Raw genomic sequence first — 25647 nt, 5'->3', positions numbered from 1 at the left:
CACAACAGGTTATGAACAGGCCGGCGTAGCGAATCATGTACCGGCCTTGCGGTCCTGGCATGCTCGGTCGGACGTTGGATCGGCCGCAGTCATAATGGCGCCGCGATCGCTGGTGGCCTGCGCCGCGTAGCATTAAACGGCGACGATACGACGCTCACAACAACATCAAATGCCCAAGGGGGAACGAGGCTGCCAGCAGGTCATCGGAGCGCATGAGCGATACCAATATCATTCTTTTTTTTACCGGGCTGATTCTGTTTCTTAGCGTGCTCGCGAGCTCCTTGGCACGCTTTGGCCCCCCACTGCTGCTGATTTTTTTGGTCTGCGGCATGCTGGCCGGCGGCGAGGGTATCGGCCAAATTCAGTTCAACAACGTTCCGCTGGCCTATTTCATCGCCAATCTGGCGCTCGCCATCATTCTGCTCGACGGCGGTCTGCGAACTTCGCTGCGGACTTTCCGAGTCGCCCTACGTCCAGCGCTGTCGCTGGCCACTGTCGGCGTACTCGTTTCGGCGTCGCTGGCCGGTGCCTTCATCGCCATGATCCTAGATGTCGATTGGCGATACGGGTTACTGCTCGGCTCGATCGTCGCCAGTACCGACGCGGCGGCCGTGTTCTCCCAACTGCGCAGCAGCGGTGTGACACTCAACCAGCGAGTGACGGCGACTCTGGAAATCGAATCGGGGACCAACGACCCGATGGCGATCTTTTTGGTCACTTATCTGATGACCGCGATCGACCAAGATCAGGGTTTTCAGCTGGCCAGCGTCGCCGGAGAACTGGCTCGCCAGTTCGGCATCGGCGCGATCGGCGGCATTGCATTGGGCTATGCCCTGTCTTGGCTGGCTTCCCGGCTGCCGCTGGTCGAGGGGCTGTATGCGCTCCTGATCGCTTCCGGCGGTGTGATGGCATTCACCGCGATCAATCAGCTCGGCGGCAGCGGTTTCCTTGGTATTTACTTGCTGGGCGTGATCGTTGGCAATCGGCGCAACGAGTCCACCGAGCATGTCTTCCGGGTGATGGACGGACTGGCCTGGCTCGCCCAAGCCGGCATGTTTTTGGTCCTCGGGCTGCTGGTCAATCCCAGCCAACTCTGGGCCGATGCCGGCTCGGCGTTTTTGATCGCCCTGTTTCTAATCTTTGTCGCCCGTCCGGTGGCCGTATGGGTCAGCCTGTTGCCGTTTCGTTTTCCGAGCCGGGAGCAGGCCTTCATTGCCTGGGTCGGTCTGCGAGGGGCAGTGCCGATCGTGCTCTCGCTGTTTCCGCTGATGATCGACCTGCGGGGCGGGCAGTTCCTGTTCGATCTGACCTTTGCCGTGGTCCTGGTCTCGCTGCTGATCCAAGGCACATCCCTGGGCACCATGGCGCGTTTGCTCAAGCTACAGGTGCCCCAGGCACCCGAACCGTCCGCGGCCTTCGACCTGGAAGGCGACCGGGGCGATCGCTTTCAAATTCTGGCGTATCGCATCGAGGCCGACTCAACCCTTGCCAATACCGCCGGTGATGCGCTGAACCGTTTTCCCGAGCTCAACGTGGTCGCGGTCACCCGCAACTCTCGACTGCGGTTTCCGCGCCAAGGCTTCGTCTATACCGTCGGCGACAAGCTCTATGTACTGGCCGGCCGACGCCACCGGGCAGATCTGGGCCGGCTGTTCCGCGGCGATACCCGCCATGGCGGCACCACCCCGGCCCATTTTTTCGGTCGCTTCACGATCGCCGGCAATGCGCTCAGTGGCGAACTGGCAAATATCTATGGATTCGATCTACCCGAGGCACAGCGCAGCCAAACCATCGCCCAACTCATGCGCAGCCGGCTGCGCCGACGGCCGGTCGAGGGCGACATCGTCGCCATCGGTTCGGTGCGCCTGATCGTGCGCCGGCTCAACAACGGCACCATCGATCAGGTCGGCTTGCAGCTACAACCCGAGGCAAAAACCGACTAGTCGGCGCCGGCGCGCCGTGGCCGGTTCGCTGCGCTGAAGCTATGCCCCTGGGCCAGGCAGTAAGCCAGCCATTTGTTGAGCAGCAGATTACGTGGCCATTGCGTGTCCAGCACGGCGTCGTCGATGTCCGGCACCCCGGCCAGCGAGGCATAGCGCGAGCGAGCATCGCAATACACGGCTTCTGCGAGCTGGGCATCGCGATAGACCCGCAGGGTCAGGTCCGGATCGGCTCGGGCCTGCTCACCCTCACCAAACCAGTAGGTCAGATGAATAGTGGTCGTATACCGGCATCGCTCCAATACCTGTAGGTACAACGTGGCGTCCTGGCCCACGGAACGGGCCTGCTCGAAAGGCAGATCGAGTTCAGGGGCCAGGCGTTCGAAACGCCGGTAGTTGCTCTCGTACAGACCCATGAGCCCGGTGAAGCTGCGCGGCTGTGCCGCCGCGAGCCAGTGATTTCGCTTTACTTTAGCCATTGAGCGACTATAAGGCAGTGTCCCGGCTTTTCAAATGCACCCGGCCCGTTATCGCGACGTTACAGGGCCTGTCGATGTTTCATCCGGGCACCGAGTGGGCGCCCGCCGACCGGGCTCGACACAGCGCGGGGCCAGCTCTTAGCCCGCCATGTTCCAGACGCGCAACGCTGCGGGGCACTCCGGCTTATTTGGCCTGAGCCAGCCCAAGCCGAACAGACGAGCGCCATAACGCGGACGCGTACGAGACCCGTGCAGGACCTAGAACGTCCGTCGCCGCAGGTGCTTGTCTTCCATGATCAGCGTGGCGATTTCCTCGATCGACTTGTTGGTCGTCTCTGCGTACGGCACACGGTGGCGCTTGTACAGCTGTTCGGCCTGACGTAACTCGTAACTCACCTGCCCCATATCGGCATACCGGCTGCCACGGCGTCGGGCACTGCGAATCTGCTGCAGCCGCGTGGCTTCGATATACAACCCGTAGAGCTTGTCGCGATGCGGCATTAATGCCGCCGGCAGGCTCCGGCTTTCGAACTCGTCCTCGGTCAGCGGATAGTTGGCAGCATAGATACCATGCTGCATGGCCAGATAGATACAGACCGGTGTCTTGCCACAGCGCGATGGCGCAACCAGGATCACATGCGCATCGGCATAGCCTTGCTCGCCCACGCCGTCGTCGTGAGTCAGCGCATAGTTCATGGCCTCGATACGCGATTCGTAGACATCCTTGTCCGCAATACCGTGGGTACGGCCAACCGCATGGGTGGACTTGGTATCCAGCGCTGTTTCCAGCTGCGGCAGAAACCGATCGAATACGTCCAGAAACAGGATATCGCCGGCTCGCAGGATATTGCGGACCTCATCCGATACCGTGGTCGAGAACACGATCGGCGTCAGGCCACTGGAGCGGCCGGTATGCTCGATGTATTCCAGCACCGAGCGCGCTTTTTCGGCTGAGTTGATGAACGGCAGCGTGGATTGCTTGAATTGGCTTTCATCGAACTGGCTGAGCAGGGTCGCGCCAAGGGTCTCCGCGGTAATGCCGGTGCGGTCGGATAAAAAGAAGATCGATCGCATCGACGTATCGGATTTGTTCATGGCGCCTTCCTTAGTGCGGTCTTTTGCCGCTTAGCCCAATAATCACGACGCATTCGCGATATGCGCCCTGTCCCGCGCGATGTGTAGAATGCGGGTCGGTTTATTTTCTCATTCGATTTGGAGGAGATCGAGCGTGGAAAACTCTCATATAAAATGGTTCAGCCAACTGGGCATGGACGACGTCGACACGGTCGGCGGCAAGAATGCTTCGTTGGGCGAGATGATCAGCCATCTCGCCGACGCCGGCGTATCGGTGCCGGATGGCTTTGCCACCACCGCCGCAGCCTATCGCGAGTTTCTCGCACACGACGGTCTCGCCGATCGGATCAACGCTGCCCTCGACGCACTCGATATCGACGACGTCGATGCCTTGGCCGAAACCGGCGGCCAGATCCGCCAATGGGTGCTCGATCATCCCTTCCCGCCGGCCCTAGAGCAGGCCATCCGCGACGCCTTCGAACAACTCGCCGAGGGCCACAATGACATGGCGGTCGCGGTTCGTAGTTCGGCAACCGCCGAGGATCTACCGGATGCTTCCTTTGCCGGCCAGCAGGAAACCTTTCTCAACGTCCGCGGGCTGGACAACATCATGCTCGCGATCAAGGACGTGTTCGCCTCGCTGTTCAACGACCGGGCGATCTCCTATCGCGTACACAAGGGCTTCGAACACAGCCAGGTGGCATTGTCGGCCGGCGTGCAGCGCATGGTGCGTTCGGATACCGGCACGTCCGGTGTGATGTTCACGATCGATACCGAATCCGGTTTCGACAAGGTCGTATTCATCACCAGCTCCTGGGGTCTGGGCGAAGCCGTCGTCCAGGGCGCAGTCAACCCAGACGAATATTACGTCTACAAGGACAACATCGACGCCAAGCGGCCGGCGATCCTGCGCCGGGTCAAGGGTGGCAAGGCCATCAAAATGGTCTATACCGAAGACCGCTCGCATGGTAAGACCACTGAGTTCGTCGACGTCGAACCGGCCGACCAGCAACGCTTTTCATTGTCTGACGAAGACGCCGAGGCTTTGGCGGCCCAGGCGATGACCATCGAACGCCACTATGGCCGGCCGATGGATATCGAATGGGGCAAAGACGGCGAGACCGGCAAGCTCTATATCCTGCAGGCTCGGCCGGAGACGGTGAAATCCAACGCTGCCAAACTCGAGCGCTATAAACTGGATGCCGCCGGCTATGACGTGCTCGTGACCGGCCGCTCGATCGGCCAGCGCGTGGGTGCTGGCCGGGTTCGCAATGTTGCCTCGATCAAGGAGATGAACAAGGTCGAACCGGGCGACATCTTAGTCACCGACATGACCGACCCGGACTGGGAACCGGTCATGAAACGTGCCGCAGCGATCGTGACCAACCGTGGCGGGCGTACCTGCCATGCCGCGATCATCGCCCGCGAGCTTGGCATCCCGGCCGTGGTCGGTACCGGCGACGCCACCGAACGCCTCGCCGATGGCAGCGACGTGACTGTGTCCTGCGCCGAAGGCGATACCGGCTATGTCTACGCCGGGGCGATCGATTTCACGATCGACGAGGTCTCGCTGGACCGGATGCCGGAAATCGGCACCAAGATCATGATGAATGTGGGCAATCCGGACCGGGCCTTCGATTTTGCCTCGATCCCGAACGCCGGCGTGGGTCTGGCGCGGCTCGAGTTCATCATCAACCGCCAGATCGGCGTGCACCCGCGTGCCCTGCTCGAGTACGACCAGCAGTCGGATGAGCTGAAGGCCGTGATCGATGCGCATATCGCCGGCTACGAAGATCCCGTGAACTTCTATATCGACCGGCTCGTGGAAGGCATCGCTACGATCGCAGCGGCCTTCCATCCCAAGCCGGTGATCGTGCGCCTATCGGACTTCAAGTCCAACGAATACGCCAACCTGATCGGCGGCGAGGCCTACGAGCCGGACGAAGAAAACCCGATGATCGGCTGGCGCGGCGCCTCGCGTTATCTGGCCGAAGACTTCAAGCCCTGTTTCGAGTTGGAGCTGGAAGCGGTCAAGCGGGTACGTGGCGCCATGGGCCTGACCAACGTCCAGATCATGATTCCGTTCGTACGGACCCTCGGCGAGGCCAAGGGCGTATCCGACCTGCTGCTTGAGCACGGTTTGGAACGCGGCAAGAACGATCTCAAGGTCATCATGATGTGCGAGCTACCGTCGAACGCGGTACTGGCCGATGAATTCCTGGAATACTTCGATGGCTTCTCGATCGGTTCCAACGACATGACCCAGCTGTCGCTCGGTCTGGACCGCGACTCGGGGTTGATCTCGCACCTATTCGACGAACGCGACCCCGCGGTCAAGATCATGCTCGAAAAAGCCATCGTCGCGGCCAAGCGCAACGATAAATACGTTGGCATCTGTGGCCAGGGCCCATCCGACTATCCGGATCTGGCGCGCTGGCTGCTCGACCAAGGTATCGAAAGCATGTCGCTCAACCCGGATACGGTGGTCTCAACCTGGTTGTTCCTGGCCGGCGAGAAAGTCTGACGTCAGTTATAGAAAGGCATTCCATGAACGAAGAATTGCCCATTTTCCTGCGCCCTTCTGATCTGCATGCCGTCATGAGTGATCCCGGCGTGCAGATCGTGGCTGTCGACAGCGCCTCGGATTATGCCTCGGCGCATATACCGGGCGCCCTGCAGATCGCCATGGCCGACTTCACGGCCAGCGACGGGACCACCGGCGGCTTGATCCCGGAACCGGCCGCCTTGGCGGCTCGGCTTTCGGATGCCGGTTTGCGCAACGATGTGCATATCGTGGCTTATGACCGGGTCGGCGACGGCCAGGCTGCGCGTCTGTGCTATACCCTGGACGCCATGGGCCACGGGGCATTCAGCGTTCTGGATGGCGGGCTGGCGGCGTGGCATGCGGCCAGCCTGCCGCTGGAGACCGGCGAACCTGCTGCCGGTGCCAGCCACTTCGAACTTACCCCCCGGTCGGAGACAATCGCCGACCGGGCCTGGATCGAATCGCATCTGGACCGTAGCGATACCACCTTCCTCGACGTCCGTAGCGAGGCCGAGTTCGCTGGTGAGGACGTACGCAGCGCGCGCGGCGGCCATATCCCGGGCGCGGTCAATCTCGATTGGCAGCTGCTCAAGGACAGCAATGGCCAGCTCCGCGATCTGGATACCGTGCGCGGCCTACTGGCGGCCCACGGCATCGAGCCAGCCGACGAGATCGTGGCCTACTGCCAGACCCACGTTCGCTCGTCGTATGTCTATTTGGTGCTCAAGGCGCTCGGCTACGACCGTCTACGCGGCTACCCGGGTGCCTGGTCGGACTGGGGCAACCAGTCGGATACCCCGGTCGAGGCCGGCCGCTAATGGCTCGAAGACGCAGCGATCTGCCGGACGAGGCCAACGACCATTTCGACGGGCAGCGCTTTTATAACCCGTGGCAGCCCCGCCGTAGCCGTCGCTTCGGGCTCTGGCGATGGCTGCTGCGCCCACGCGGCGCGGGGTGGCCGAAACACGAACCGTCACAGACCGCCCCGGTAGTGCCGCCCCCGACGCGTTCGCAGGCGCCCCGCGTCACTTGGCTCGGCCATGCCACGGTTCTGGTTCAGATCGCCGGGATCAATCTGATCAGCGATCCGATCCGGGCACGCTGGGCCGGCCCCCTGCCCGGACTGGGCATACGACGGCATCGTCCACCCACCCTCGACTGGTCTGAGCTCCCACCGATCGATGTCGTGCTGGTCAGCCATGCCCATTACGATCATCTTGACCGGTCCACGATCTCGGCCCTGATCGAACGCGACGATCCACAGATCGTGGCCGGGCTCGGGCTGGCAGACTGGTTGGCCCGTCGCGGCAGCCAACGCGCAACCACCCTGGACTGGTGGCAACATACGGCTGTCGCCGACAATCATGTCCGGGTAACGGCCGTTCCAGCCCAGCACTGGTCGCGGCGTGGCCTGTTCGACCGCAATCGGAGTCTCTGGCTCGGTTTCTGGGTTACGGCCGGCGATACGAGCGTCTATATCGCCGGCGACAGCGGCTACGGGCCGCATTTCAGCTGGATTCGCGAACGTCTCGGCGAACCGGATGTTGCCGTGTTGCCGATCGGCGCCTACGAGCCACGCGCCTGGATGGCCGGCCAGCACATGAACCCGGCCGAGGCGGTGGCTGCCCATCGCGACCTGAAAGCGCGCCGGTCGATGGGTATGCACTTCGCCACCTACCGTCTGACCGACGAAGCATACGATGCCCCGATCCGCGACTTAGCGGCTGCCCGCCAGGATCAAGGCTTGGCCGAAGACGATTTCATCGCCCCAGCGTTCGGACAAAGCCTCGACTTAGCCGCCCGGGCATCGGATGCGGCTTAGCGCCATTGCGGATGCAGATTGCGCGCTAGGTCGTGCCAAGCGCTGCCCGAAAAATGACGATGTACGTTCAGACCGGGCGTAGCCAACGTCGCATCGTTACTCTAAGCGCATCAGCGATGACGCGGGATGGCCGGCATGTCGTTAATCGTCACGTACTTATGGCGTCGGCTTGGGCCACCCGCGCCCAATGCCCTTTCGAGCGCCCCATGGTGTTGCGCCTTGGCGCCGTAGCATGCCGCAACGCGGCGCGCGACTCATGTCTTGCAAAAACACCGTAGGCGATGCTTGTGCGGCGCCCACATGAAACCTCGATAGGCCCTGGTGACATTGCCCGCGGGATGCGGGGCCTTACAGCGGTATCCACGGCCGGCTTGATGCTGGTTCGCCGGGCGATACCTGCTTTTCGGCCTTACGGCCGGCCTTGTGACTTCGTCTGCGTCTGGACATGGTTTGCGGCAACCGGCGGTCATTTCGGACCGTCTTGCATAGGCGCTATGTCGACGTTAGCGCCGTCGATCGCTCAGCAAGCCAGTTCTTGAACTGCGCCACCGGCATCGGGCGGCCCAGATAGTATCCTTGGGCTAGATCGCACCCCAGCGCCTGCAATGCCTTGAGCTGTTCGAGCGATTCTACGCCCTCGCCGACCGCGCGTAGCTTCAACGCATGAGCCAGGCCAATCGTGGCAGCCACGATCGAGTGATCCGTTTCCGAGACGAGCATATCCTGAACGAAAGAGCGATCGATCTTGATCTCGGCGGCGGGCACTCGTTTGAGATAAGCCAACTGTGAATAACCGGTACCGAAATCGTCGATCGAGATATCGACGCCCATGGCAGCCAGACGCTGAATGATCTCGAGCGTTCGGGTCTGGTCGGCCATGAGCGTGTCTTCGGTGATTTCGAGCGTGATCGCAGAGCCCGGCACTTTCTGCTCGGCCAGCAACTGGTGTAAGACGTCAGGGAACTCCGAGCGCAGCAAAGCGTGGGCCGGCACGTTGACCGAAATTCGAAGCGCCTGTCCGCCCCGGCGAATAGCGGCGATATGGGCGATCGCAGCGCGCAGCACCCAGAGCGTCAGTTCGCGCATCAGCCCGCTGCGCTCGGCCCGGGCAATGAATTCGCCAGGCATGATCAACCCGCGCCGCGGATGCTGCCAGCGAACCAGCGCCTCGACACCATAGATGCGCGATTCTGCTACATCCACCAACGGTTGCAGATGCAGGACCAGTTCGTCCTGCTCGATCGCCCGCGGCAGCTCCATCGACAACGAATGCATCGCAACGCCCGATGCCGGCTGAGCCGACCGAGGGAGAGCAAAACCGCCGCCTCGCGCCTTGACCTGCGACATTGCCTGTTCTGCGGCACCGAGCAACGTATACCCACCCCTGGCGTCCGTCGGATAGCAGGCCCCACCGATACTCGCGGCTAAGCTCACGGATACGCGGTCGATCTGGCAGGCGGGTTTGAGAACCTGCTGAATCTCTTCGGCCAGGCACCGAAGCTGGGCCGGATCATCGAGCGGCAGGATAAATACGCCGAAATAATCCGCGTTCAGCCGGCCGACGACAGCATTATTCGGCACGGCGCCCTTCAAGCGACGTGCGACCGTGGCCAGGACACAGTCGCCGCTGGCGGCCCCATAGCGCTGATTGATCTCGGAAAACCCATCCAGATCGACGGCAATAAGCCCAAGCTGCATGGCATCGGCTGCGGCCGCCTCAATCGCATGCTCAAGCCGATCGAAGAAATGGCTGCGATCGGTCAGGCCGGTGAGCGGATCGATGCCAGGCGAGTCGTCAATCTCGGCTAAAATCGGCACGTCGCAGCGCTCGCCGATGTCGCGACAGCCATCATGAGCCGATAGGCGCCGGCCGTAATACTGACCGAGAACCAGACATAGCAACGGCAGCATATCGAGCAACCACAGCAATGGATTGTCGGCTTGAGCTTGCCCGAGCGCTGCCAGCTCGGTACTCCCAATGGTAATAAAAGCGTTGATGACCGTCGCTACAGCAACGACGACTAAGGCAATAACCAGCGCCAAATACGCTGTCGTCGTGACGGAGCCACGCAGTAGTTGCCTCAAACCATCCAAGCGCATTCGGCGACTGCGCTCCAAAGCCTACCCCCTTTAGCCCCCGGGCCGACCTAAGGCTCGTTACGAATTTATTTTTTATCTCAAATAGGTATATGCGGATCAGCGTACCGAAAGCCTAGCGCGACGTACAGGCACCCATAGGAATGCCGGCGTCACTCAAGGCTGCGTACAGCGCGTCGAAGGCCGAAGCTGCATCGGCGGGTCGCCCGCGCACACCGAATTCGATCTTGCGCTCGCCCTCGGCCGAAGGTAGGCAAGCAATGCGCACCGTGGGGTGTTCGTTCATGATTGCCTGCATCAGATCGATCAATGCGCTTTCGGGAGTATCGAAGACCTCCACCAGATATTCGACGCTGCGCTCATCGGTATGCAGATGGGCATAGTGCTCATCGAGCACCCAGGCCACCATCGGCCATGCCATCTTCGGAAAGCCCGGTACGAAATGATGATGGTCGACCGAAAAACCCGGCACGCGATTGATCGGGTTCGGAATAACCTCGGCCCCGGCAGGCCACTCGACCATATGGATCCGGTTTGGATAAGCCTCATCGCCGAACTTGTCTTCGAGAATCGCCCGGCCTTGGGCGTTAATTTCCAGCTCCCGCCCCAGGGCACGCGCTGCGCATTGCCGGGTGCGATCATCGGGCGTGGCCCCGATACCGCCGAAGCTGAACACGATATCGTTGCTGGCCGTGGTCTCGGCCAACGTGCGCTCGAGCAACGCCGCATCGTCGCCGACCAACCGCGCCCAAGACAGTTCCAGACCACGTTCGTGGAGGATCGAAATCACCTGCGGCATGTGCTTGTCGATCCGTTTGCCCGACAGCAACTCGTCGCCGATCAGGATGATGCCAATGTGCTGTGCTACGGGGCTGTCCGCCATGAACTGATCTCCCGGCCCGACCAAGAATCGCAACGAAGATTACATACAAAAGAGCCGCTGTCGCCATATGCATGAAAGCACCTGCGACAACGGCCCGGCCCATCGATGGGATATCGTCTTATACCAGCCTATAGACGGCCAGCATTGGCAGCCTTACTGCTGGTGCTCGGATACCGCCTTGTCGAGCATGGTCTTGAGCTCGCCGGACTGAAACAGATCGATCACGATGTCCGAACCACCTACGAGTTCGCCATTGACGAACAGCTGCGGAATGGTCGGCCAGTTAGAATAGATCTTGACGCCCTGGCGATAGATTTCTTCGTCGTCAAATACGTTAACCGCCTTGAACGATACACCACAGGCCTTGATCGCTTCGGCACTGCGTGCCGAAAAACCGCACTGCGGAAAATCGGGCGTGCCCTTCATATAGAGCACGATCGGGTTGTTTTCGACTTCCTCTTTGATGACTTCCATCGCTTTCGCGCTCATGGACGGTACCTCGAATCGGGGAATTGATTTTGGAATCCAATATATCTTGGGTTCAGCCCGGCGCTGATCAAGGGCACGGCATGCAATGCATGAATGACGCTTTCGTGACGCACGTAATGGCCGGCCTACCCGGTATGACACCGGCCGCTTCTTGCAGCCGCTGACACACGTCCATAAACCACAAGGCTGCCGTTTATCGTGCCTGCGAGCTCGACGAACGCGGCCTCGCCCGGCTCGAAAACCCCCGAGCCTTTGAAAAACCAAGGCCAAACCTTATATAAGTAGGGACGTTGACTCATTCACATGACAACAAGGACTACGTCATGGCATTCGAATTGCCCGATCTGCCCTACGATTACGATGCGCTGGAGCCCTACATCGACGGGCGCACGATGGAGATCCATCACGATAAGCATCACAACGCTTATCTGACCAAGTTCCAGAACGCCATCGAGGGTACCCCGCTGGCCGATCAGGATCTGGAGACGATCCTGTCCCAGGCCGGTCAGCACGGTGCGGCTGTACGCAACCAGGGCGGTGGTTATCTCAACCACATCATCTTCTGGGAAACCATGTCGCCGAACGGCGGTGGCAAGCCGAGCGGTAAGCTGGCCGAGGCCATCGATAACAGCTTTGGCTCCTTCGACGACTTCAAGGAACAATTCACCGCGCAAGCGACCGGCCTGTTCGGTTCGGGCTTCGTCTGGCTGGTGCCGGCCGGCGGCGATCAACTCAAGATCGTGCCGACGCCGAACCAGGACAACCCGATCATGGACGTGGTTTCGGAATCGGGTAAGCCGATTATGGGCCTGGACGTCTGGGAGCATGCGTTCTATCTGAAGTATCAGAACCGCAAGCCGGAGTATGTCGAAGCCTGGTGGAACGTCGTCAACTGGGACGGCATCGCCAAGAAGTTCGAAGCCGCCAGCTAAACGCTCGGCTAATTCGAACCCGAGAGGCCTCGCCGCGTTGCGGCGGGGCCTTTTTTATTGGACGATTGCGTACTTGGAAGCTATCGACGTGTTCTGCCGAGTTCGCACCGATCGTCGCCGGGCTGCCAACGGGAGCCCTGTTAACACGGTTGTCGACCCAGCGGCCTGCCCGCCTGTATGCATCGGGCTCTCATAAGCAGCTGCGCCGCCCGCTTCGGTCATATGTCGATCGCAGCCGCGACCGAGGAGCCGTGGCGCTTGGTACGACACATCGATGGCGCCAGCAAGCCGAAAGTATCAGGGCGTGCCCGGCCCAGCGCGGGCACCATGATTTTATTTGTTCACACCGACTAACCGCATCCATTCATGAGTTCTCGACATTTTCTTAGCCTGGACGATCTGGGCGCCGCCGGAATCGAAGATCTGATCGAACGTGCCATCGAGCGCAAACGCCACGGCCCCGTCGATCGCCCACTGGTCGGCCGAAGCCTGGCGATGGTGTTCGAAAAAGCCTCGACCCGTACTCGTGTATCGTTCGAGGCCGCCATGACCCGCCTGGGCGGCCATGCGATCTTTCTGTCGCCGGGCGATACCCAGATCGGCCGTGGCGAGCCGGTCGAGGACACGGCACGCGTACTCTCCGGCATGTGCGATGCGATCATGATCCGCAATCACTCGCATGCCATCCTCGAACAGTTCGCGGCCTATTCGCGGGTGCCGGTAATCAACGGCCTAACCGACCGTTTTCATCCCTGCCAGCTACTGGCCGATCTGCAGACCTATGTCGAGCATCGAGGGCCGATCAAGGGCGCAACCGTGGCCTGGATCGGCGATGGCAATAACATGTGCCATTCCTATATCAACGCCGCACGCCTGCTAGGTTTTTCCCTGCGTATTGCTGCCCCGGAAGGCTATCGACCGGATGCCCGCATGCTGCGCGGCGCCGAGCAGTCGGTCACGCTCTGCGACGAGGCACAGCAGGCTGCCGACGGCGCCAATCTGGTGGTCACCGACGTCTGGGCCAGCATGGGCGACGAAGGCGAACGCGAAAACCGTCTGGCAGATTTCGCCAATTTCCAGGTCAACCGGGCTTTGATGAGCTGGGCGGCCGACGATGCCCTGTTCATGCACTGTCTACCGGCCCATCGCGGCGAGGAAGTCAGCGCCGAGGTGATCGACGGCCCGCAGAGCGTGGTTTGGGATGAAGCCGAAAACCGGCTACATGCCCAGACCGCCCTGCTGCTCAAGCTACTCGAAGCCGAATAGACGGCCCTGGGTGCTGGCCATCCCTTACGGGGCGGCCAGCACCAGCGAATAGTCGCCGTCGCCTTGTTCGAAATGCGCCAAGGTTCGTAGTCGAGCCCGGGCCAGCAGGTCCGCGATCGAATCTGGAGTGAACTTGCGGCTGATCTCGGTCAGGATCTCTTCGCCGGCCTCGACCTCGAATGTGGCATCGATCGTCTTGAACGACACGCGATGCGCACGTTCGGCGACCAGCCGCATCTCGATACGCTGGGCCTGACGGTCGAATAGCGCCCGATGCCGATAATCGGCCACCGGAATATCGCCGTCGAGCTCCCGGTTGAGCACCGTGAGCACGTTGCGATTGAAGGCCGCCGTAAAACCAGCGTCATCGTCGTAAGCGGCTTCCAGCCGCTGTCGATCCTTGACCCGATCCAGCCCCAATAACAGGGCGTCCCCCGGGCGCATGAGCGCCCTGATTTCATCGAGCATCACATCGGCCGCTTCGGGCTCGAAGTTGCCCAGCGTGCCGCCTAGAAACAAGAACAGCCGTGGCGCAGAATCGTCAGGCAGCGGCAGATGCGCCAGCCCTGCGGTGTAATCACCGGTCAAGGCATCGACTTCCAGCCAGCTATAGTCCGTCGTCAGTTCCGCAGCGGCATCCAACATGATCTGGGTGCTGACCTCGAACGGCCAATAGCGTGCCGGCAGTCCTAATCGATCGCAGGCTGCGATCAAATGCCGGGTCTTGCGGGAATTGCCGCTGCCGAGCTCGATGATATGCCCGGGCCGGGTCTGCTCGATGATGCGTTCGGCCGACTCGGCCAGCAGCGCCGATTCCGCCCGGGTCGGATAATATTCCGGGGTTTCACAGATCGACTCGAACAGCCTTGAGCCGTGGTCGTCATAGAAATATTTGGGCGGCAGCCAGCGCGGCGGCACCAACAAGCCGGCCCGTACGTCATCGGCCAGACCGGCAATCGCGCGGGTCGGGGCAACCTGATGATGGCGCACCCGCGGCGTATCGAAATCCGCACTCATGGTGTCTGCTTTTTTAGTGATCCACCGAGGTTATCATGGGCCGATACGCTTACTTTCTCGACGGCTTATGTGCCGAATTGCTGCCTATCTTGGCCCGGAATGCTCGCTGCGCCAGTTTCTGGATGCCCCGCCCCACAGCCTCGCCCGGCAATCCTGGGACGCACGCGAAATGGCCAGTGCCACCGTCAACGCCGACGGCTGGGGCGTGGCCTGGTATGCCGACGACGGCGCGCCGGCGATCTATCGCCATACCCTGCCGATCTGGGCGGACGGCAACGTCGATGGATTGGCTCGTAGCCTGTCGCGGCCGCTCTGGGTGGGCAATGTGCGCAGTGCGACCTCAGGGCTGGGCACCGACCATGCCAATACCCAGCCGTTTGCCGGCGATGGGTTAATCTTCGTCCATAACGGTTATATCCAAGATTTTGCGCGCACGCTGCGCGCCCGGATACGCGCCGAGCTCGATCCCGAGATCGAACAAAGCATCCACGGCACCACCGACTCCGAGTATATGTTCGCCTTGGTCCGCCAGCAGACCGGAACGCTACAGGACAAATTGGCCGCCGCACTCGACAAGATTCACAGCTGGCTGGCCGAAACCGGCGATCTCAAGGCGCTTTTGAACATGGCCGTGACCGACGGCCGCCAGCTGGTCGCCGTACGCAGTGCCTATAATGCGCCGGCGCCGTCACTGTATGTGCATCGCGATTGGCAAGGCGCAGCCGTCATCGCTTCGGAGGCATTCGACGCCGATCCCAACTGGTGCGCGATTAACCCGGAAAGCTTTGTTACGCTCGGGGCATAATATCGGTTATGGCATTGCAAGATGACCGCCAGACCTCCTAGCCGGCTGACGACACTGCGACAGGCTTCACGCGCCCTACTCAATGAGCGCGATGACAACGCGCTTCGTCGTCAGTCCCACGCCGAACTGAGCCCGCTGCTATGGCACGTCGGGCACGTATTTTTCGTCGAAAACTACTGGATTGCCGAACAGGTATTCGGCGATACCCGAATCACCGATCGCTGGCGGGCGCTGTATTTCCCCGAGGAATGCGCCAAAGAAGCCCGCAGCAGCCGACTGCCGGATCCCAAGGCGTTGTACGCCTGGACCTTGGAAGTCGCAGACCACAGCGACTTCTATTGGCGCTGTGCCCAACATCATCACCATGCGCTGCTGACTGACGGCTATCTCTCGGCCTTCGTCTGCCAGCATTACGCCCAGCATCTTGAAACCATGCGTCTGGCCGTGGCTCAGCTCGACCTCGAACAGCACAGGGCGCCACCGATCGAATTCGGCCCCCGCCGTTCGAAATCGCCGCGCGTGAGCGTTCCCGGCCACCGGGTCACGCTGGGCACGGCCTCGATCGAGGCTTACGACAACGAACAGCCCCCCGTCGAGCGGCAGATCGAGCCGTTCGAAATCGCCGCCCAGCCGGTCGACAACGCCCAGTATCTGGCATTCATCGAAGACGACGGCTACCAACGCCCCGAGCTATGGGACGACGACGGCTGGCAATGGCGATGCCATCAAGACATCCGCTACCCCCAGCATTGGCGGGCTGACACCGACGGCTGGCGCATACCCAGCCTGCACGGCACTGGCGCAGCCCACGCCGACGAACCGGTACACGGTATCGGCTGGTACGAAGCCCGGGCGTTTGCCCGCTATGCCAATGCCCGGCTGCCGCTCGAAGCGGAATGGGAAGCTGCCGATCGGGCCGACGCGCTGAGCCACAAACAGCAAGTCTGGGAATGGTGCGACGGGGCCTTTGCCCCCTACCCCGGCTTCAAGGCCTTTCCCTACGACGGCTATTCGACGCCGTGGTTCGACGGGCAGCATTTCATGGCGCGTGGCGCCAGCGTGCACACGGAACCGGAAGTGATCCGGCCCAGCTTTCGTAATTTTTATCCGCCGACCCATCGGCATGTGTTCGCCGGACTGCGTCTGGCTGGCGGATCGGGCAACGGCGGCGCGTAGCCTACGCGTCGTTGCCCGCCACCGAACCGATCAAGAACCGCCGCAGCAGAAGTACGCGCTTGGCGAGCATTCTGCTGCGGCTGGATTTCAGCTCTGGTAGCGCGCCAGTCCGGCAGCCATGTCGTCGATTAGATCGTCGATGGCTTCGAGTCCGGCATGGATGCGCAGTAGCGGGCCCTGTGCATCCCAATGCGTTGCACTACGCGAGCTTCCTGGGTCGACCGGCAGCACCAGGCTTTCGTAGCCGCCCCAAGAGGCGCCCAGCCCGTAGTACGCCAAACCGTCGATGAGTGCTGCCAGCCGCTCCCGCTTGGCGGGCACCAGCTCGATCGCGAACAGGCCGGAGGCTCCGCTGAAATCGCGCTTCCAGAGCTCGTGCTGTGGATGGTCGGCCCGTGCTGGATGAATCACGCGGGTGACAGCCGGCTGCTCGGCCAGCCAGTTGGCCAGTGCCAGGCCATTGGCTTCGTGGACCGGCAGGCGCTGACCGAGCGTGCGCAGTCCGCGCGCGCCGAGGTAGACATCGTCTGGCCCAGCACAGTAGCCGAGCGCGATCGAGGTATGGCGCACCGCCTTGAAATGCGCTTCGTCGCGACAGCTAATCACCCCTAGCATGGCATCGGAATGACCGACGATATACTTGGTCGCGGCATGCACCGACAGATCGATGCCGTGCGCAAAGGCATCGAAATAGACCGGCGTTGCCCATGTGTTGTCGGCGATCACCGTCACCCCGCGCTCGCGGGCGGTCGCCGCCAGTCCGGGCACGTCCGAAATTTCGAAGGTCAGAGACCCCGGGGCTTCCAGGAACAACGCGCTGGTGGTCTCGCGATATCGCCCGGCCAGGGTTTCGGCATCGATCAACGGATCGAAGTATTCGGTGGTCACCCCCATGCGGGCCAACAAGCCGTCGCAGAATTTGCGGGTCGGGCCGTAGACATTATCGGCCACCAGCACATGGCTGCCGGCCTCGACCACACTCAGCAAGGCGGTGGCGATCGCTGCCAGCCCGGAACAGGTACTGACCGCACCATGCGCGTTTTCCAGATCCGCGACCGCCTGCTCGAAAGCAAACTGGGTGGGCGTGCCGAGGCGGCCATAGTGCACCCCCGCGAACGGATCAGCATTGGAGGCATCGAAGGCAGCCAGGCTGTCGAACAGCACTGTCGAGGCATGGTAGACGGGGGTGTTGACCATGCCGTGATGGTCGGCGGGGCGGCGGCCGGCATGCACCAGGCGGGTAGCGTTCTTCATGATCTCGCGAACAGGAAAACCAAGCCGCCAAGCATAGGGGCAAAGCGCTTCGCTCGCCACGAACGGCTCGGTTCGACCGAGCCGCTATACTCCTCGGGCGCATTCTTCTTCGCCCTGGATATCCTTGCATCCGCTTGTCGAAAACACGCTTGTCTGGCTGATCGAAGCCGGCTTGGCCGCATGGCCACATGAACCACCCAGCGCAAGCCAGCTTGAACGCGCCACGATCGTAGCCCACCGCGGCGAGCGGGACGGAGTACAGGTACGCGAAAACACCTTTGCCGCCTTCGATCCCGTCGTTGCCGCCGGGGTCGGCGCGATCGAGTTCGATATCCGCTATACCCGCGACGACGAACCCGTGGTCTTACACGATGCAACCCTGAAGCGCGTGTTCGGTCGCAGTACGCGGATCGATGCGCTGAGCTGGCGCGCGCTGCGGGCCGAAATTCCCGAGATCCCGCATCTGGCGGAAATGATCGAGCGTTACAGCGCGCGCAGTCATCTCATGATCGAGCTCAAAACCCGCGGCAGCGAACGTGCCGAATCACGCCTGTACGACTGGCTGTCACGACTCGAGCCTGGGGCTGCCTTTCATGTGCTCTCCCTCGACCCGGCCCTGTTCGCTGCCCTCGCCGATCTGCCGAGCCGAGCTTTCATCCCGGTAGCCAAAAGCAACTGGCGACCGATTCGCGACTGGGCACGCGGTCACGAATGCGGCGGCGCCGCCGGTTTCTTTGCCCAGATCCGCTCGGCGGATATTGCCCATGCCCGCGCCCACGATCGAGTGATCGGCAGCGGGTTCATCCGGCGCCGCGGCGTTTTGTTGCGTGAGATCGGCCGCGGCGTACCCTGGATTTTCACCAATCAGCCGCTGGCGTTACAGCGATTGCTGGAACGCCAGCGCAGCCAGCACCGACAACTCTAGCCGGTCGCCGGCTCTGCCGGCAGATGGTCGCGCCCCGGGGCGCTGGTGAAATCGAGATGCGGCCCGACCGGTACGATACCGGTCGGGTTCACGCTCGGATGGCTGCGATAGTAGTGCTGCTTGATGTGGTCGATGTTGACCGTCTCGGCCACCCCCGGGTGTTGATAGAGCTCGCGCAGATAGCCCGCCAGATGGGGATAGTCGTCGATCCGGCGACGGTTGCATTTGAAGTGGCCGTAATAGACCGCATCAAAGCGCACCAGGGTGACGAACAGCCGCCAATCGGCCTCGGTAAGCCGCGCCCCGGTCAGATAGCGCTGCTCGGCCAAGCGTTCGTCAAGCCAGTCGAGGGCATCGAATACCGCAGCGAAGGCATCTTCGTAGGCCGCCTGCGAGGTCGCAAACCCGGCCTTGTACACGCCATTGTTCACGTCGTGATACACGCGTTCGTTGACCGCATCGATCTCTTCGCGCAACGCCTCGGGGTAATAATCCAGCTCAGGATGCTCGGCGAGTTCGTCGAAGGCCGAGTTGAACATGCGCACGATATCCGCCGACTCATTCGACACGATCGTTTCGTGCACGGTGTCCCAGAGCGTGGGCGTGGTTACGCGGCCGGTATAGTCGGGCGCGGCCTTTTGATAGAGCTGATGCAGATAGTCCAGACCGTACAGCGTATCCGGAATCGCCCCTTCGACCCTGGAGAACTGCCAGCCGTTGGCGCCCATATAAGGATCGACCACCGATATGCCGATCACTTTTTCCAGGCCCTTGAGACGACGCAAGATCAACGCCCTATGCGCCCAGGGGCAGGCCAGCGACACATACAAATGGTAGCGCCCGGCGTCGGGCGTGAATGCACAATCAGATTCGTTTCGAACCCAATCACGAAACCCGGCCGATTCGCGTACGAAGCGGCCGCCGTGCGATTCGGTGTCGTACCACTGGTCATGCCAGCGGCCTTCGATGAGTAATCCCATAGTGGTTTATTGCGTCTTGAGAGCGGCCCGCGCTTCGGCGGCCCCGGCCAATGTATCGGCGGATTGCAGGCGGCAGAAACAGCGAGCGTACAGTCCGTGCGGATCGTTGAGCGTTTTGAGGAAATCCACGGCATCGCTGTGTGCCGGCGCCTGCAACCAGGCCGGCAACAATGCGAAGCTCGCATGCGACGTCAGGAACTGCTGGAGTGCGGTACGCCAGTTCGACGGCGGCTGCATGATCTGAAGCGTGTAATCGTCCGGGTTCAGCCCGGCCAGCTTGGCGGCTGCCGCTTCGGCCTGAGTGACATCGCCGAGTTTGTCGACCAAGCCGATCCGTTGGGCGTCCTGGCCACTCCAAACCCGCCCTTGAGCGATCTTGTCGACCTCGTCGCGCCCCATGTTGCGGGCCTTGGCTACCCGACCGACGAACTGATTATAACCATGCTCGACGCCCGCCTGCAGGATCATCTTCACCGGATCGGACAACGGCTTGTCCAGGCGCATCGCCCCCGAAAGCTGGGTCGTGCCCACACCATCGGTATGAATGCCCAGCTTGTTCAACGGCTCGGCGAACGTCGGCACGATCGCGAAAATGCCGATCGAGCCGGTAATCGTCGATGATTCCGACCAGATCTGGTTGGCGTTCATGGAGATCCAGTAACCGCCGGAGGCGGCCATGCCGGCCATCGAGACCACCACCGGCTTGCCGGCCTTGCGGAACGCCATCACCGTGCGCCGGATCTGCTCGGCTGCGGTCACCGAACCGCCGGGGGAATTCACCCGTAGTACCAAGCCGGCGACGTGGTCGTCCCGGCGGGCAGCATCGACCAAACGCGAGACCGTCTCGCCGCCGGCCGAGCCTGGCACACTCTCGCCGTCGATGATTTCGCCCGACACCGTGACCACCGCCAGCGAAGAATCATCGCCGCTCGCGGTTTCGTCGGTCGCCGCCAGATAGGCCTGCTGACCGATCTGATTGAAACTGCCGCTGGCCGGATCGCGCCCAACCTGGTCGATCAGCGGTTTATGCAGCGCATCGAGGCTAGCGATCTGATCGACCAGCCCCGCTTTCTTGGCCAGCGCGGCGGCATTGCCGCCATTGGCCACCATATTCGAGGCATAGTCGGCGATGTACTGGTCGATATCGTCCGAGGTGATATTGCGCTCGGCAGTCACCAGCTCGCGATAGGTCGACCACAGCGAATTCATCCAGGCCAGATTGTCGGCCTTGGCCTCCGGCGACATGCCGTTGCGGGTATACGGCTCGACATAGGATTTGTATTTGCCGACACGAAACACGTTGACCGTCACGCCGAGCTTGTCGAGCGCATCCTTGTAGTAGTTGCGATAGGCGCCATAGCCTTCGAGCAACACATAGCCCAGCGGATCGACATAGACCGTGTCGGCATGGCTGGCCAGTTCGTACTGGCTCTGATCGAAGGCATCCGACCAGGCGACGACCGGTTTGCCCGACTGCTTGAAGCGATCCACGGCTGCGACCAGATCCTGAAGCTGGCCTGGCGTGGCCCCACCTAAATCGTCGAGCTTGAGCAACACTTGCTTGATGCGATCGTCCGAGCGCGCCCGATCCAACGCCGTGATCAGATCGCGGACCACCGACGGCCGTGCCTGATCGGAGAAAACGTTCTCCAGCAGATCGCCGACTCCGGTGTCCTGCTCGACGAGGTTGCCGACCGGATCGACCACGAGCACCGCCTTGGACGGTACCGGCGGCGCCGGCTGATGCACCGCGAGATAGATGCCGACCGGCACGATGATCAGAATCACGAGAAAAATCAGCGAATAAATCAGCGCGAGCGTGCGCCAGAGCCCGCCGACCAGACGCCGGAAAAAAGACGGTTTGCCAGCCACAGCGTATCCCCTTCGACCGCACCCGTGATGCGATCGTCCAACCTGTCGTGCCGAAGGCGGCCAGTGTAGCGGCTCGTTGCTGCCTACGCGACTTGAATACCGATGATATGTGCCGCAGTTTAGCGGCCATCATTCGACGTTCGAGCAGCTTGTCATGTCCCGTACTGATGTCGAGCACCATCGCCTGATCATCCTTGGCTCCGGTCCGGCCGGCTATACCGCCGCCGTTTATGCCGCGCGCGCAAACCTGGACCCGGTGATGATCACCGGCATCGAACAAGGCGGCCAGCTCATGACCACGACCGACGTGGACAACTGGCCCGGCGATGTCGATGGTCTGCAAGGCCCAGCCTTGATGGAGCGGATGAAAGAGCATGCCGAGCGTTTCAACACGCGCATGATCCACGATCAGATCCATACCACCGACCTGTCGGCGCCGCCCTATCGCCTAGAAGGCGACTCCGGTATCTATACCTGCGATGCCTTGATCATCGCCACCGGCGCCACTGCCCGCTATCTGGGCCTGGAATCGGAAAGCAATTTCATGGGTCGCGGCATTTCCGCCTGCGCCACCTGCGATGGCTTTTTCTATCGCAATAAGAACGTAGCTGTGGTCGGCGGCGGCAATACCGCGCTCGAAGAAGCCCTTTATCTGTCGAATCTGGCGGCACATGTCACGGTCGTGCACCGGCGCGATAAATTCCGCGGCGAAAAGATCCTGGCGGACAAGCTGTTCGACAAGGCTGCCAACGGCAACGTCACGATCATCTGGGATCACGAGCTCGACGAAGTCCTCGGCGACGACATGGGCGTGACCGGCGGCCGATTCCGACACACCCAGAGCGGCGAGACCCAGGAGCTGGCCGTGGACGGTATCTTCATCGCCATCGGCCATAAGCCCAATACCGATATCTTCGCTGGTCAGCTCGATATGGAAGGCGGCTATATCAAGGTCCAGAGCGGTACCCAGGGCAACGCTACAGCGACCAGCAAACCCGGCGTGTTCGCGGCCGGCGACGTCATGGACCATGTCTATCGTCAAGCCGTAACCTCGGCCGGCTCCGGCTGCATGGCCGCACTTGATGCCGAAAAACATCTCGACGCGCTGACCGAGAACGAAACGCCGCGCGAACAACACGTCGAAAGCCAGGTCGCCCACCGCGAAGTCTGAAGCGACAGTCAAGCCATATAGGCTGGGCCGTCTCATAGCTCTTGATGGGTCATGAGAGCACGACGTTGGCAGCGCCCATCGACGCCCATCGGGCTTGCCAGATAAAAGCCTAGGTTATGGGCTGCCCATGGTTCTTCGTACATGGGCGGCCCAACTCGACAGAACGGGTGTTGTCGGGCGGCCATTCTGCGTTGCTGCTGGCCTAGAACGACGATACACAGTCGCCATGCCTGGTCTTGGCGCCAAACAGGCCAGGCCTAGACTCGCCCGACCGACCCACGGGCGCTAGGCGCGGCCTTCGGTGTGCGGCATCATGAGCGCATGAACAACGTCCTATCGATACTTTTCCGGTCGCGTACTGGCACCAGCCTTGGCCTAGCCTGTGCAATGGTCCTATCGGCCTGCAGCACCACCAGTACGCCGGAAAGCGTCCAGCAAAGCCTCGAAAAGACCACCCCGGAACGTCAGACCATCGCCACCGTCGCACTGGCCCAGGTCGGCGATGCCTATCGCGCCAATATGGCCGGGCCCGACCAGTACGACGATAGCGGCCTGGTCTACTATGCCTATCGACAGAATGGGCGTGCCCTGCCGCGCGGGCTGCAAGCCCAGATTGAGGCCGGGCATCCGATCCCACTGGCCCAGGCTGAACCGGGCGATCTCGTATTCTTTCGTATGGACAGTCCCAACGGCCAGGGACGCCTGACGGTCGGTGTCCTGATCGATAGTCAGTTGGCGGTACTGGCCTTGCCCGGCACGCTCGACCAAGGCGGCGGCGTACGACGCGTATCGCTATCCGGAGATTACTGGCAACAGCGTCTGGTCGGCGTAGCGCGTCTATTGCCCGAAGCGACGGCGTCCCGCTGAATCCCGTCAGTCTGCGAACGGCGCCGAGCGCGCCGCTCGTTCGGTTCAACCGTCATGCCATCATCAAAAAAGGCGCCTTGAAGGCGCCTTTTTCATATCAGCGAATCGGGTCGCGGTTTATTTCAGCTTTTCGCGGATACGGGCCGACTTGCCGCTGCGCTCGCGCAGGTAGTACAGCTTGGCACGGCGTACGTCGCCGCGGCGCAGTACCTTGATCTCGGCGATGCCCGGGGAGAAGGTCTGGAAAACGCGCTCGACACCTTCGCCGTGCGAGACCTTGCGGACCGTGAAGGCCGAATTCAGGCCACGGTTGCGCTTGGCGATGACCACGCCTTCGAAGGCCTGCAGACGCTCCCGCTCGCCTTCGACCACGCGCACCTGAACGACGACGGTATCACCGGCGGAAAATTCGGGGATGTTTTTGCCGTTTTGCTGCTCGGCTTCCAATTCGTCGATGATGTTGCTCATGGCCTGCCTCTGAATCGTGATTTGAGCCGTGGGTCGGCGTTCAAAGTCGGCGGATTATACCGGAAACGATCCGCTTTTGGGGACCCTTGACGCCAATCCTTCGTAATTTTTTATGCGCTCCCAGGCATGGCACCGTATTCGGCGATGAATTCTGCGAGCAGTGTCTCTTGACGGTCGGTCAGCTCGATCGAATCGAGCAGATCTGGCCGACGCAGCCAAGTCCGACCGAGCGCCTGTTTTTCCCGCCAGCGCTCAATACGCGCATGATCGCCCGACAACAGAATATCGGGCACCGCCCCGTCTTGGCTATGCGGCGGCCGCGTATAGTGCGGATGATCGAGCAGTTCGGCCGAAAACGAATCCTGACTCGCCGAGCGTTGGTCACCGAGTACACCATCCAACAGCCGAGCAACGGCGTCCACGATCATCATAGCCGGCAGCTCGCCGCCGGACAGCACCATATCCCCAGCCGAAATCTCGGCATCGACATACCGATCGATAAAACGCTGGTCGATGCCTTCATAACGGCCGCAGACCAGTACGAACCCCGGCGACGCTGCCAGCCGCTCGGCCCAGCGCTGATCGAATCGCTCGCCCTGCGGCGACATGAGCAAGACAGGCGACGACTGAGCTGCTGCCTGTGCCGATCGGATTTCGGCAAGCGTTTGCGCCAGCGGCGCAGACTGCATCACCATGCCAGGGCCGCCCCCATAGGGCCGATCGTCGATGCGACGGCTGGCGCTGTCGGTATAGTCGCGCGGATTCCAGCTCGTCAGCGACAAACGACCTTCGCGCAGCCCGCGCCCGACGACACCGTAGTGTTCGAGCTGATCCAGCCACTCAGGAAACAGCGTAATCGCGTCGATGCGCATGGCGATCCAGTCACAGAGCTAAAACAAGCCGATCTCAGACCGGCAGTGCACTCAACGTGCCCCGCCGCGGCCTTACCGCCGCTAAAACTCAGGATCCCAATCGACCACGATCCGGCCGGCTTCGAGATCCACCTCGGTGACGTATTCATCCATCACCAATGGAATGAGGCGTTCTCGATCGCCCTTAACGACCAGCACATCGTTGGCACCGGTCTCCATCATCGCCGAGACCTGGCCGAGATCGATAGCTTCAAGGGTCACCACGCGCAGCCCGACCAAATCAAACCAGTAGTATTCGCCTGGCTCTGGATCGGGCATATCTTCGCGCGCCACTGCGATATCGAGATCGAGCAGTTCAACCGCCGCATCACGATCGGGTAGCGGCTCGCCCTCGGCATCCGCTAGACGCGCTACCAGAGTTTTGCCCTGGAGGCGCCCCTCCAATACCTGATACTGCTGACGCTGACCGGCGTTACCGATCCACCAGCGTTGGTAATCGAGGATCGACTCGATCGGGCGGGTATGGGAATAAACCTTGATCCAGCCACGAACGCCGAACAGGCCATGGACCTGGCCGAGCACGACGTGGCGATGCGGCGTCGTCTCGGCCATGATCGAGCGATCAGCTCTGAGTGCTGTCCAGACCCGACTCGTCGGTCTTGGCGTCCGGATTGTCCGGACCCGCCGCCGACACATCGCCAGTCGCACCGGCC

The 25647-nt window shown here is 61.7% G+C and carries 23 protein-coding genes; 11 read left to right on the top strand and 12 right to left on the bottom strand.

Features of this window, described 5'->3' with window-relative positions; translation table 11 throughout:
• Positions 1 to 212: 212 nt before the first annotated feature.
• Positions 213 to 1943 (top strand): potassium/proton antiporter, encoded by a 1731-nt coding sequence (locus tag V5738_RS07330; protein WP_423823772.1) that lies wholly within the window; start codon positions 213 to 215, stop codon positions 1941 to 1943.
• Here V5738_RS07330 and V5738_RS07325 read toward each other — a convergent pair.
• Both V5738_RS07325 and ppsR read right to left on the bottom strand, forming a co-directional pair.
• Positions 1940 to 2419, bottom strand: a complete 480-nt coding sequence (locus V5738_RS07325) for a DUF1249 domain-containing protein (RefSeq protein ID WP_423823771.1) — start codon at positions 2417 to 2419, stop codon at positions 1940 to 1942. The genes V5738_RS07330 and V5738_RS07325 overlap by 4 nt on opposite strands.
• A 258-nt stretch (positions 2420 to 2677) precedes the next feature.
• Positions 2678 to 3514, bottom strand: coding sequence for a posphoenolpyruvate synthetase regulatory kinase/phosphorylase PpsR (gene ppsR, locus V5738_RS07320; RefSeq protein ID WP_423823770.1), 837 nt, complete (start codon positions 3512 to 3514; stop codon positions 2678 to 2680).
• Positions 3515 to 3686: 172 nt separating this feature from the next.
• On the opposite strand from ppsR, the gene ppsA reads away from it, so the two are divergent.
• The 3 genes from ppsA (at position 3687) to V5738_RS07305 (ending at position 7860) form a co-directional block, all read left to right on the top strand.
• A complete protein-coding gene (ppsA, locus tag V5738_RS07315; protein WP_423824144.1) occupies positions 3687 to 6017 on the top strand; it encodes a phosphoenolpyruvate synthase in 2331 nt (776 codons plus the stop codon).
• A gap of 74 nt (positions 6018 to 6091) precedes the next feature.
• Positions 6092 to 6856, top strand: a complete 765-nt coding sequence (locus tag V5738_RS07310) for a sulfurtransferase (protein ID WP_423823769.1) — start codon at positions 6092 to 6094, stop codon at positions 6854 to 6856.
• Positions 6856 to 7860, top strand: coding sequence for an MBL fold metallo-hydrolase (locus V5738_RS07305; protein WP_423823768.1), 1005 nt, complete (start codon positions 6856 to 6858; stop codon positions 7858 to 7860). Before V5738_RS07310 ends, V5738_RS07305 begins: the two co-directional genes overlap by 1 nt.
• A gap of 492 nt (positions 7861 to 8352) precedes the next feature.
• Here V5738_RS07305 and V5738_RS07300 read toward each other — a convergent pair whose 3' ends face one another.
• The 3 genes from V5738_RS07300 to grxD all read right to left on the bottom strand — a co-directional run bounded on the left by V5738_RS07300 (position 8353) and on the right by grxD (position 11329).
• Positions 8353 to 9903 (bottom strand): putative bifunctional diguanylate cyclase/phosphodiesterase, encoded by a 1551-nt coding sequence (locus V5738_RS07300; protein ID WP_423823767.1) that lies wholly within the window; start codon positions 9901 to 9903, stop codon positions 8353 to 8355.
• Between the two features lie 169 nt (positions 9904 to 10072).
• Positions 10073 to 10840, bottom strand: coding sequence for a competence/damage-inducible protein A (locus V5738_RS07295; RefSeq protein WP_423823766.1), 768 nt, complete (start codon positions 10838 to 10840; stop codon positions 10073 to 10075).
• Between the two features lie 153 nt (positions 10841 to 10993).
• The gene (grxD, locus tag V5738_RS07290) at positions 10994 to 11329 is read right to left on the bottom strand and encodes a Grx4 family monothiol glutaredoxin (RefSeq protein WP_423823765.1); all 336 of its coding nucleotides are present in this window, start codon (positions 11327 to 11329) and stop codon (positions 10994 to 10996) included.
• A 323-nt stretch (positions 11330 to 11652) separates the two neighbouring features.
• Between grxD and V5738_RS07285 the strand changes: the two genes are divergently transcribed.
• Both V5738_RS07285 and argF read left to right on the top strand, forming a co-directional pair.
• Positions 11653 to 12261, top strand: coding sequence for a superoxide dismutase (locus V5738_RS07285; RefSeq protein WP_423823764.1), 609 nt, complete (start codon positions 11653 to 11655; stop codon positions 12259 to 12261).
• Positions 12262 to 12627: 366 nt separating this feature from the next.
• A complete protein-coding gene (argF, locus tag V5738_RS07280) occupies positions 12628 to 13527 on the top strand; it encodes an ornithine carbamoyltransferase (RefSeq protein ID WP_423823763.1) in 900 nt (299 codons plus the stop codon).
• Positions 13528 to 13551: 24 nt separating this feature from the next.
• On the opposite strand, the gene egtD is transcribed toward argF, so the two are convergent.
• Positions 13552 to 14544: an L-histidine N(alpha)-methyltransferase gene (gene egtD, locus V5738_RS07275; protein WP_423823762.1), complete on the bottom strand. Its 993-nt coding sequence runs from the start codon at positions 14542 to 14544 to the stop codon at positions 13552 to 13554.
• Between the two features lie 67 nt (positions 14545 to 14611).
• Here egtD and egtC point away from each other — a divergent pair, with 67 nt between their 5' ends.
• Together egtC and V5738_RS07265 are read left to right on the top strand one after the other, a co-directional pair.
• Complete coding sequence (gene egtC, locus V5738_RS07270) at positions 14612 to 15349, top strand: ergothioneine biosynthesis protein EgtC (protein ID WP_423823761.1); 738 nt, start codon at positions 14612 to 14614, stop codon at positions 15347 to 15349.
• Positions 15350 to 15370: 21 nt separating this feature from the next.
• Positions 15371 to 16525 (top strand): SUMF1/EgtB/PvdO family nonheme iron enzyme, encoded by a 1155-nt coding sequence (locus tag V5738_RS07265; RefSeq protein ID WP_423823760.1) that lies wholly within the window; start codon positions 15371 to 15373, stop codon positions 16523 to 16525.
• 87 nt (positions 16526 to 16612) lie between these two features.
• On the opposite strand, the gene metC is transcribed toward V5738_RS07265, so the two are convergent.
• The gene (metC, locus tag V5738_RS07260) at positions 16613 to 17779 is read right to left on the bottom strand and encodes a cystathionine beta-lyase (RefSeq protein ID WP_423823759.1); all 1167 of its coding nucleotides are present in this window, start codon (positions 17777 to 17779) and stop codon (positions 16613 to 16615) included.
• Positions 17780 to 17903: 124 nt separating this feature from the next.
• Between metC and V5738_RS07255 the strand changes: the two genes are divergently transcribed.
• Positions 17904 to 18704 (top strand): glycerophosphodiester phosphodiesterase, encoded by an 801-nt coding sequence (locus V5738_RS07255; RefSeq protein ID WP_423823758.1) that lies wholly within the window; start codon positions 17904 to 17906, stop codon positions 18702 to 18704.
• On the opposite strand, the gene V5738_RS07250 is transcribed toward V5738_RS07255, so the two are convergent.
• Together V5738_RS07250 and sppA are read right to left on the bottom strand one after the other, a co-directional pair.
• Positions 18701 to 19684, bottom strand: a complete 984-nt coding sequence (locus V5738_RS07250; RefSeq protein WP_423823757.1) for a glutathione S-transferase family protein — start codon at positions 19682 to 19684, stop codon at positions 18701 to 18703. The genes V5738_RS07255 and V5738_RS07250 overlap by 4 nt on opposite strands.
• Positions 19685 to 19690: 6 nt before the next feature.
• Positions 19691 to 21556, bottom strand: a complete 1866-nt coding sequence (gene sppA, locus V5738_RS07245) for a signal peptide peptidase SppA (protein ID WP_423823756.1) — start codon at positions 21554 to 21556, stop codon at positions 19691 to 19693.
• A gap of 154 nt (positions 21557 to 21710) precedes the next feature.
• On the opposite strand from sppA, the gene trxB reads away from it, so the two are divergent.
• The gene (gene trxB / locus V5738_RS07240; protein WP_423823755.1) at positions 21711 to 22727 is read left to right on the top strand and encodes a thioredoxin-disulfide reductase; all 1017 of its coding nucleotides are present in this window, start codon (positions 21711 to 21713) and stop codon (positions 22725 to 22727) included.
• Between the two features lie 321 nt (positions 22728 to 23048).
• Positions 23049 to 23594, top strand: a complete 546-nt coding sequence (locus tag V5738_RS07235; protein WP_423823754.1) for a C40 family peptidase — start codon at positions 23049 to 23051, stop codon at positions 23592 to 23594.
• Positions 23595 to 23711: 117 nt separating this feature from the next.
• Here the strand turns inward: V5738_RS07235 and rplS are convergent, their stop codons facing one another.
• The 3 genes from rplS to rimM all read right to left on the bottom strand — a co-directional run bounded on the left by rplS (position 23712) and on the right by rimM (position 25546).
• Positions 23712 to 24062: a 50S ribosomal protein L19 gene (gene rplS, locus V5738_RS07230; protein WP_423823753.1), complete on the bottom strand. Its 351-nt coding sequence runs from the start codon at positions 24060 to 24062 to the stop codon at positions 23712 to 23714.
• 110 nt (positions 24063 to 24172) lie between these two features.
• Positions 24173 to 24934: a tRNA (guanosine(37)-N1)-methyltransferase TrmD gene (gene trmD / locus V5738_RS07225; protein ID WP_423823752.1), complete on the bottom strand. Its 762-nt coding sequence runs from the start codon at positions 24932 to 24934 to the stop codon at positions 24173 to 24175.
• 81 nt (positions 24935 to 25015) lie between these two features.
• On the bottom strand, positions 25016 to 25546 hold the full coding sequence (rimM, locus tag V5738_RS07220) for a ribosome maturation factor RimM (RefSeq protein ID WP_423823751.1): 531 nt from the start codon (positions 25544 to 25546) through the stop codon (positions 25016 to 25018).
• Positions 25547 to 25647 lie beyond the last annotated feature (101 nt).

This window comes from Salinisphaera sp. SPP-AMP-43, from assembly GCF_049568105.1.
GTDB lineage: Bacteria > Pseudomonadota > Gammaproteobacteria > Nevskiales > Salinisphaeraceae > Salinisphaera.
This window is presented reverse-complemented; position numbering and strand designations above follow the sequence as displayed.

Bases quoted from the DNA above. Each gene is read 5' to 3' on its own strand.
- V5738_RS07330 (WP_423823772.1), top strand. From the start codon at position 213: ATGAGCGATACCAATATCATTCTTTTTTTTACCGGGCTGATTCTGTTT.
- V5738_RS07325 (WP_423823771.1), bottom strand. From the start codon at position 2,419: ATGGCTAAAGTAAAGCGAAATCACTGGCTCGCGGCGGCACAGCCGCGC.
- ppsR (WP_423823770.1), bottom strand. From the start codon at position 3,514: ATGAACAAATCCGATACGTCGATGCGATCGATCTTCTTTTTATCCGAC.
- ppsA (WP_423824144.1), top strand. From the start codon at position 3,687: ATGGACGACGTCGACACGGTCGGCGGCAAGAATGCTTCGTTGGGCGAG.
- V5738_RS07310 (WP_423823769.1), top strand. From the start codon at position 6,092: ATGAGTGATCCCGGCGTGCAGATCGTGGCTGTCGACAGCGCCTCGGAT.
- V5738_RS07305 (WP_423823768.1), top strand. From the start codon at position 6,856: ATGGCTCGAAGACGCAGCGATCTGCCGGACGAGGCCAACGACCATTTC.
- V5738_RS07295 (WP_423823766.1), bottom strand. From the start codon at position 10,840: ATGGCGGACAGCCCCGTAGCACAGCACATTGGCATCATCCTGATCGGC.
- grxD (WP_423823765.1), bottom strand. From the start codon at position 11,329: ATGAGCGCGAAAGCGATGGAAGTCATCAAAGAGGAAGTCGAAAACAAC.
- V5738_RS07285 (WP_423823764.1), top strand. From the start codon at position 11,653: ATGGCATTCGAATTGCCCGATCTGCCCTACGATTACGATGCGCTGGAG.
- argF (WP_423823763.1), top strand. From the start codon at position 12,628: ATGAGTTCTCGACATTTTCTTAGCCTGGACGATCTGGGCGCCGCCGGA.
- egtD (WP_423823762.1), bottom strand. From the start codon at position 14,544: ATGAGTGCGGATTTCGATACGCCGCGGGTGCGCCATCATCAGGTTGCC.
- egtC (WP_423823761.1), top strand. From the start codon at position 14,612: ATGTGCCGAATTGCTGCCTATCTTGGCCCGGAATGCTCGCTGCGCCAG.
- V5738_RS07265 (WP_423823760.1), top strand. From the start codon at position 15,371: ATGACCGCCAGACCTCCTAGCCGGCTGACGACACTGCGACAGGCTTCA.
- metC (WP_423823759.1), bottom strand. From the start codon at position 17,779: ATGAAGAACGCTACCCGCCTGGTGCATGCCGGCCGCCGCCCCGCCGAC.
- V5738_RS07250 (WP_423823757.1), bottom strand. From the start codon at position 19,684: ATGGGATTACTCATCGAAGGCCGCTGGCATGACCAGTGGTACGACACC.
- trxB (WP_423823755.1), top strand. From the start codon at position 21,711: ATGTCCCGTACTGATGTCGAGCACCATCGCCTGATCATCCTTGGCTCC.
- V5738_RS07235 (WP_423823754.1), top strand. From the start codon at position 23,049: ATGAACAACGTCCTATCGATACTTTTCCGGTCGCGTACTGGCACCAGC.
- rplS (WP_423823753.1), bottom strand. From the start codon at position 24,062: ATGAGCAACATCATCGACGAATTGGAAGCCGAGCAGCAAAACGGCAAA.
- trmD (WP_423823752.1), bottom strand. From the start codon at position 24,934: ATGCGCATCGACGCGATTACGCTGTTTCCTGAGTGGCTGGATCAGCTC.
- rimM (WP_423823751.1), bottom strand. From the start codon at position 25,546: ATGGCCGAGACGACGCCGCATCGCCACGTCGTGCTCGGCCAGGTCCAT.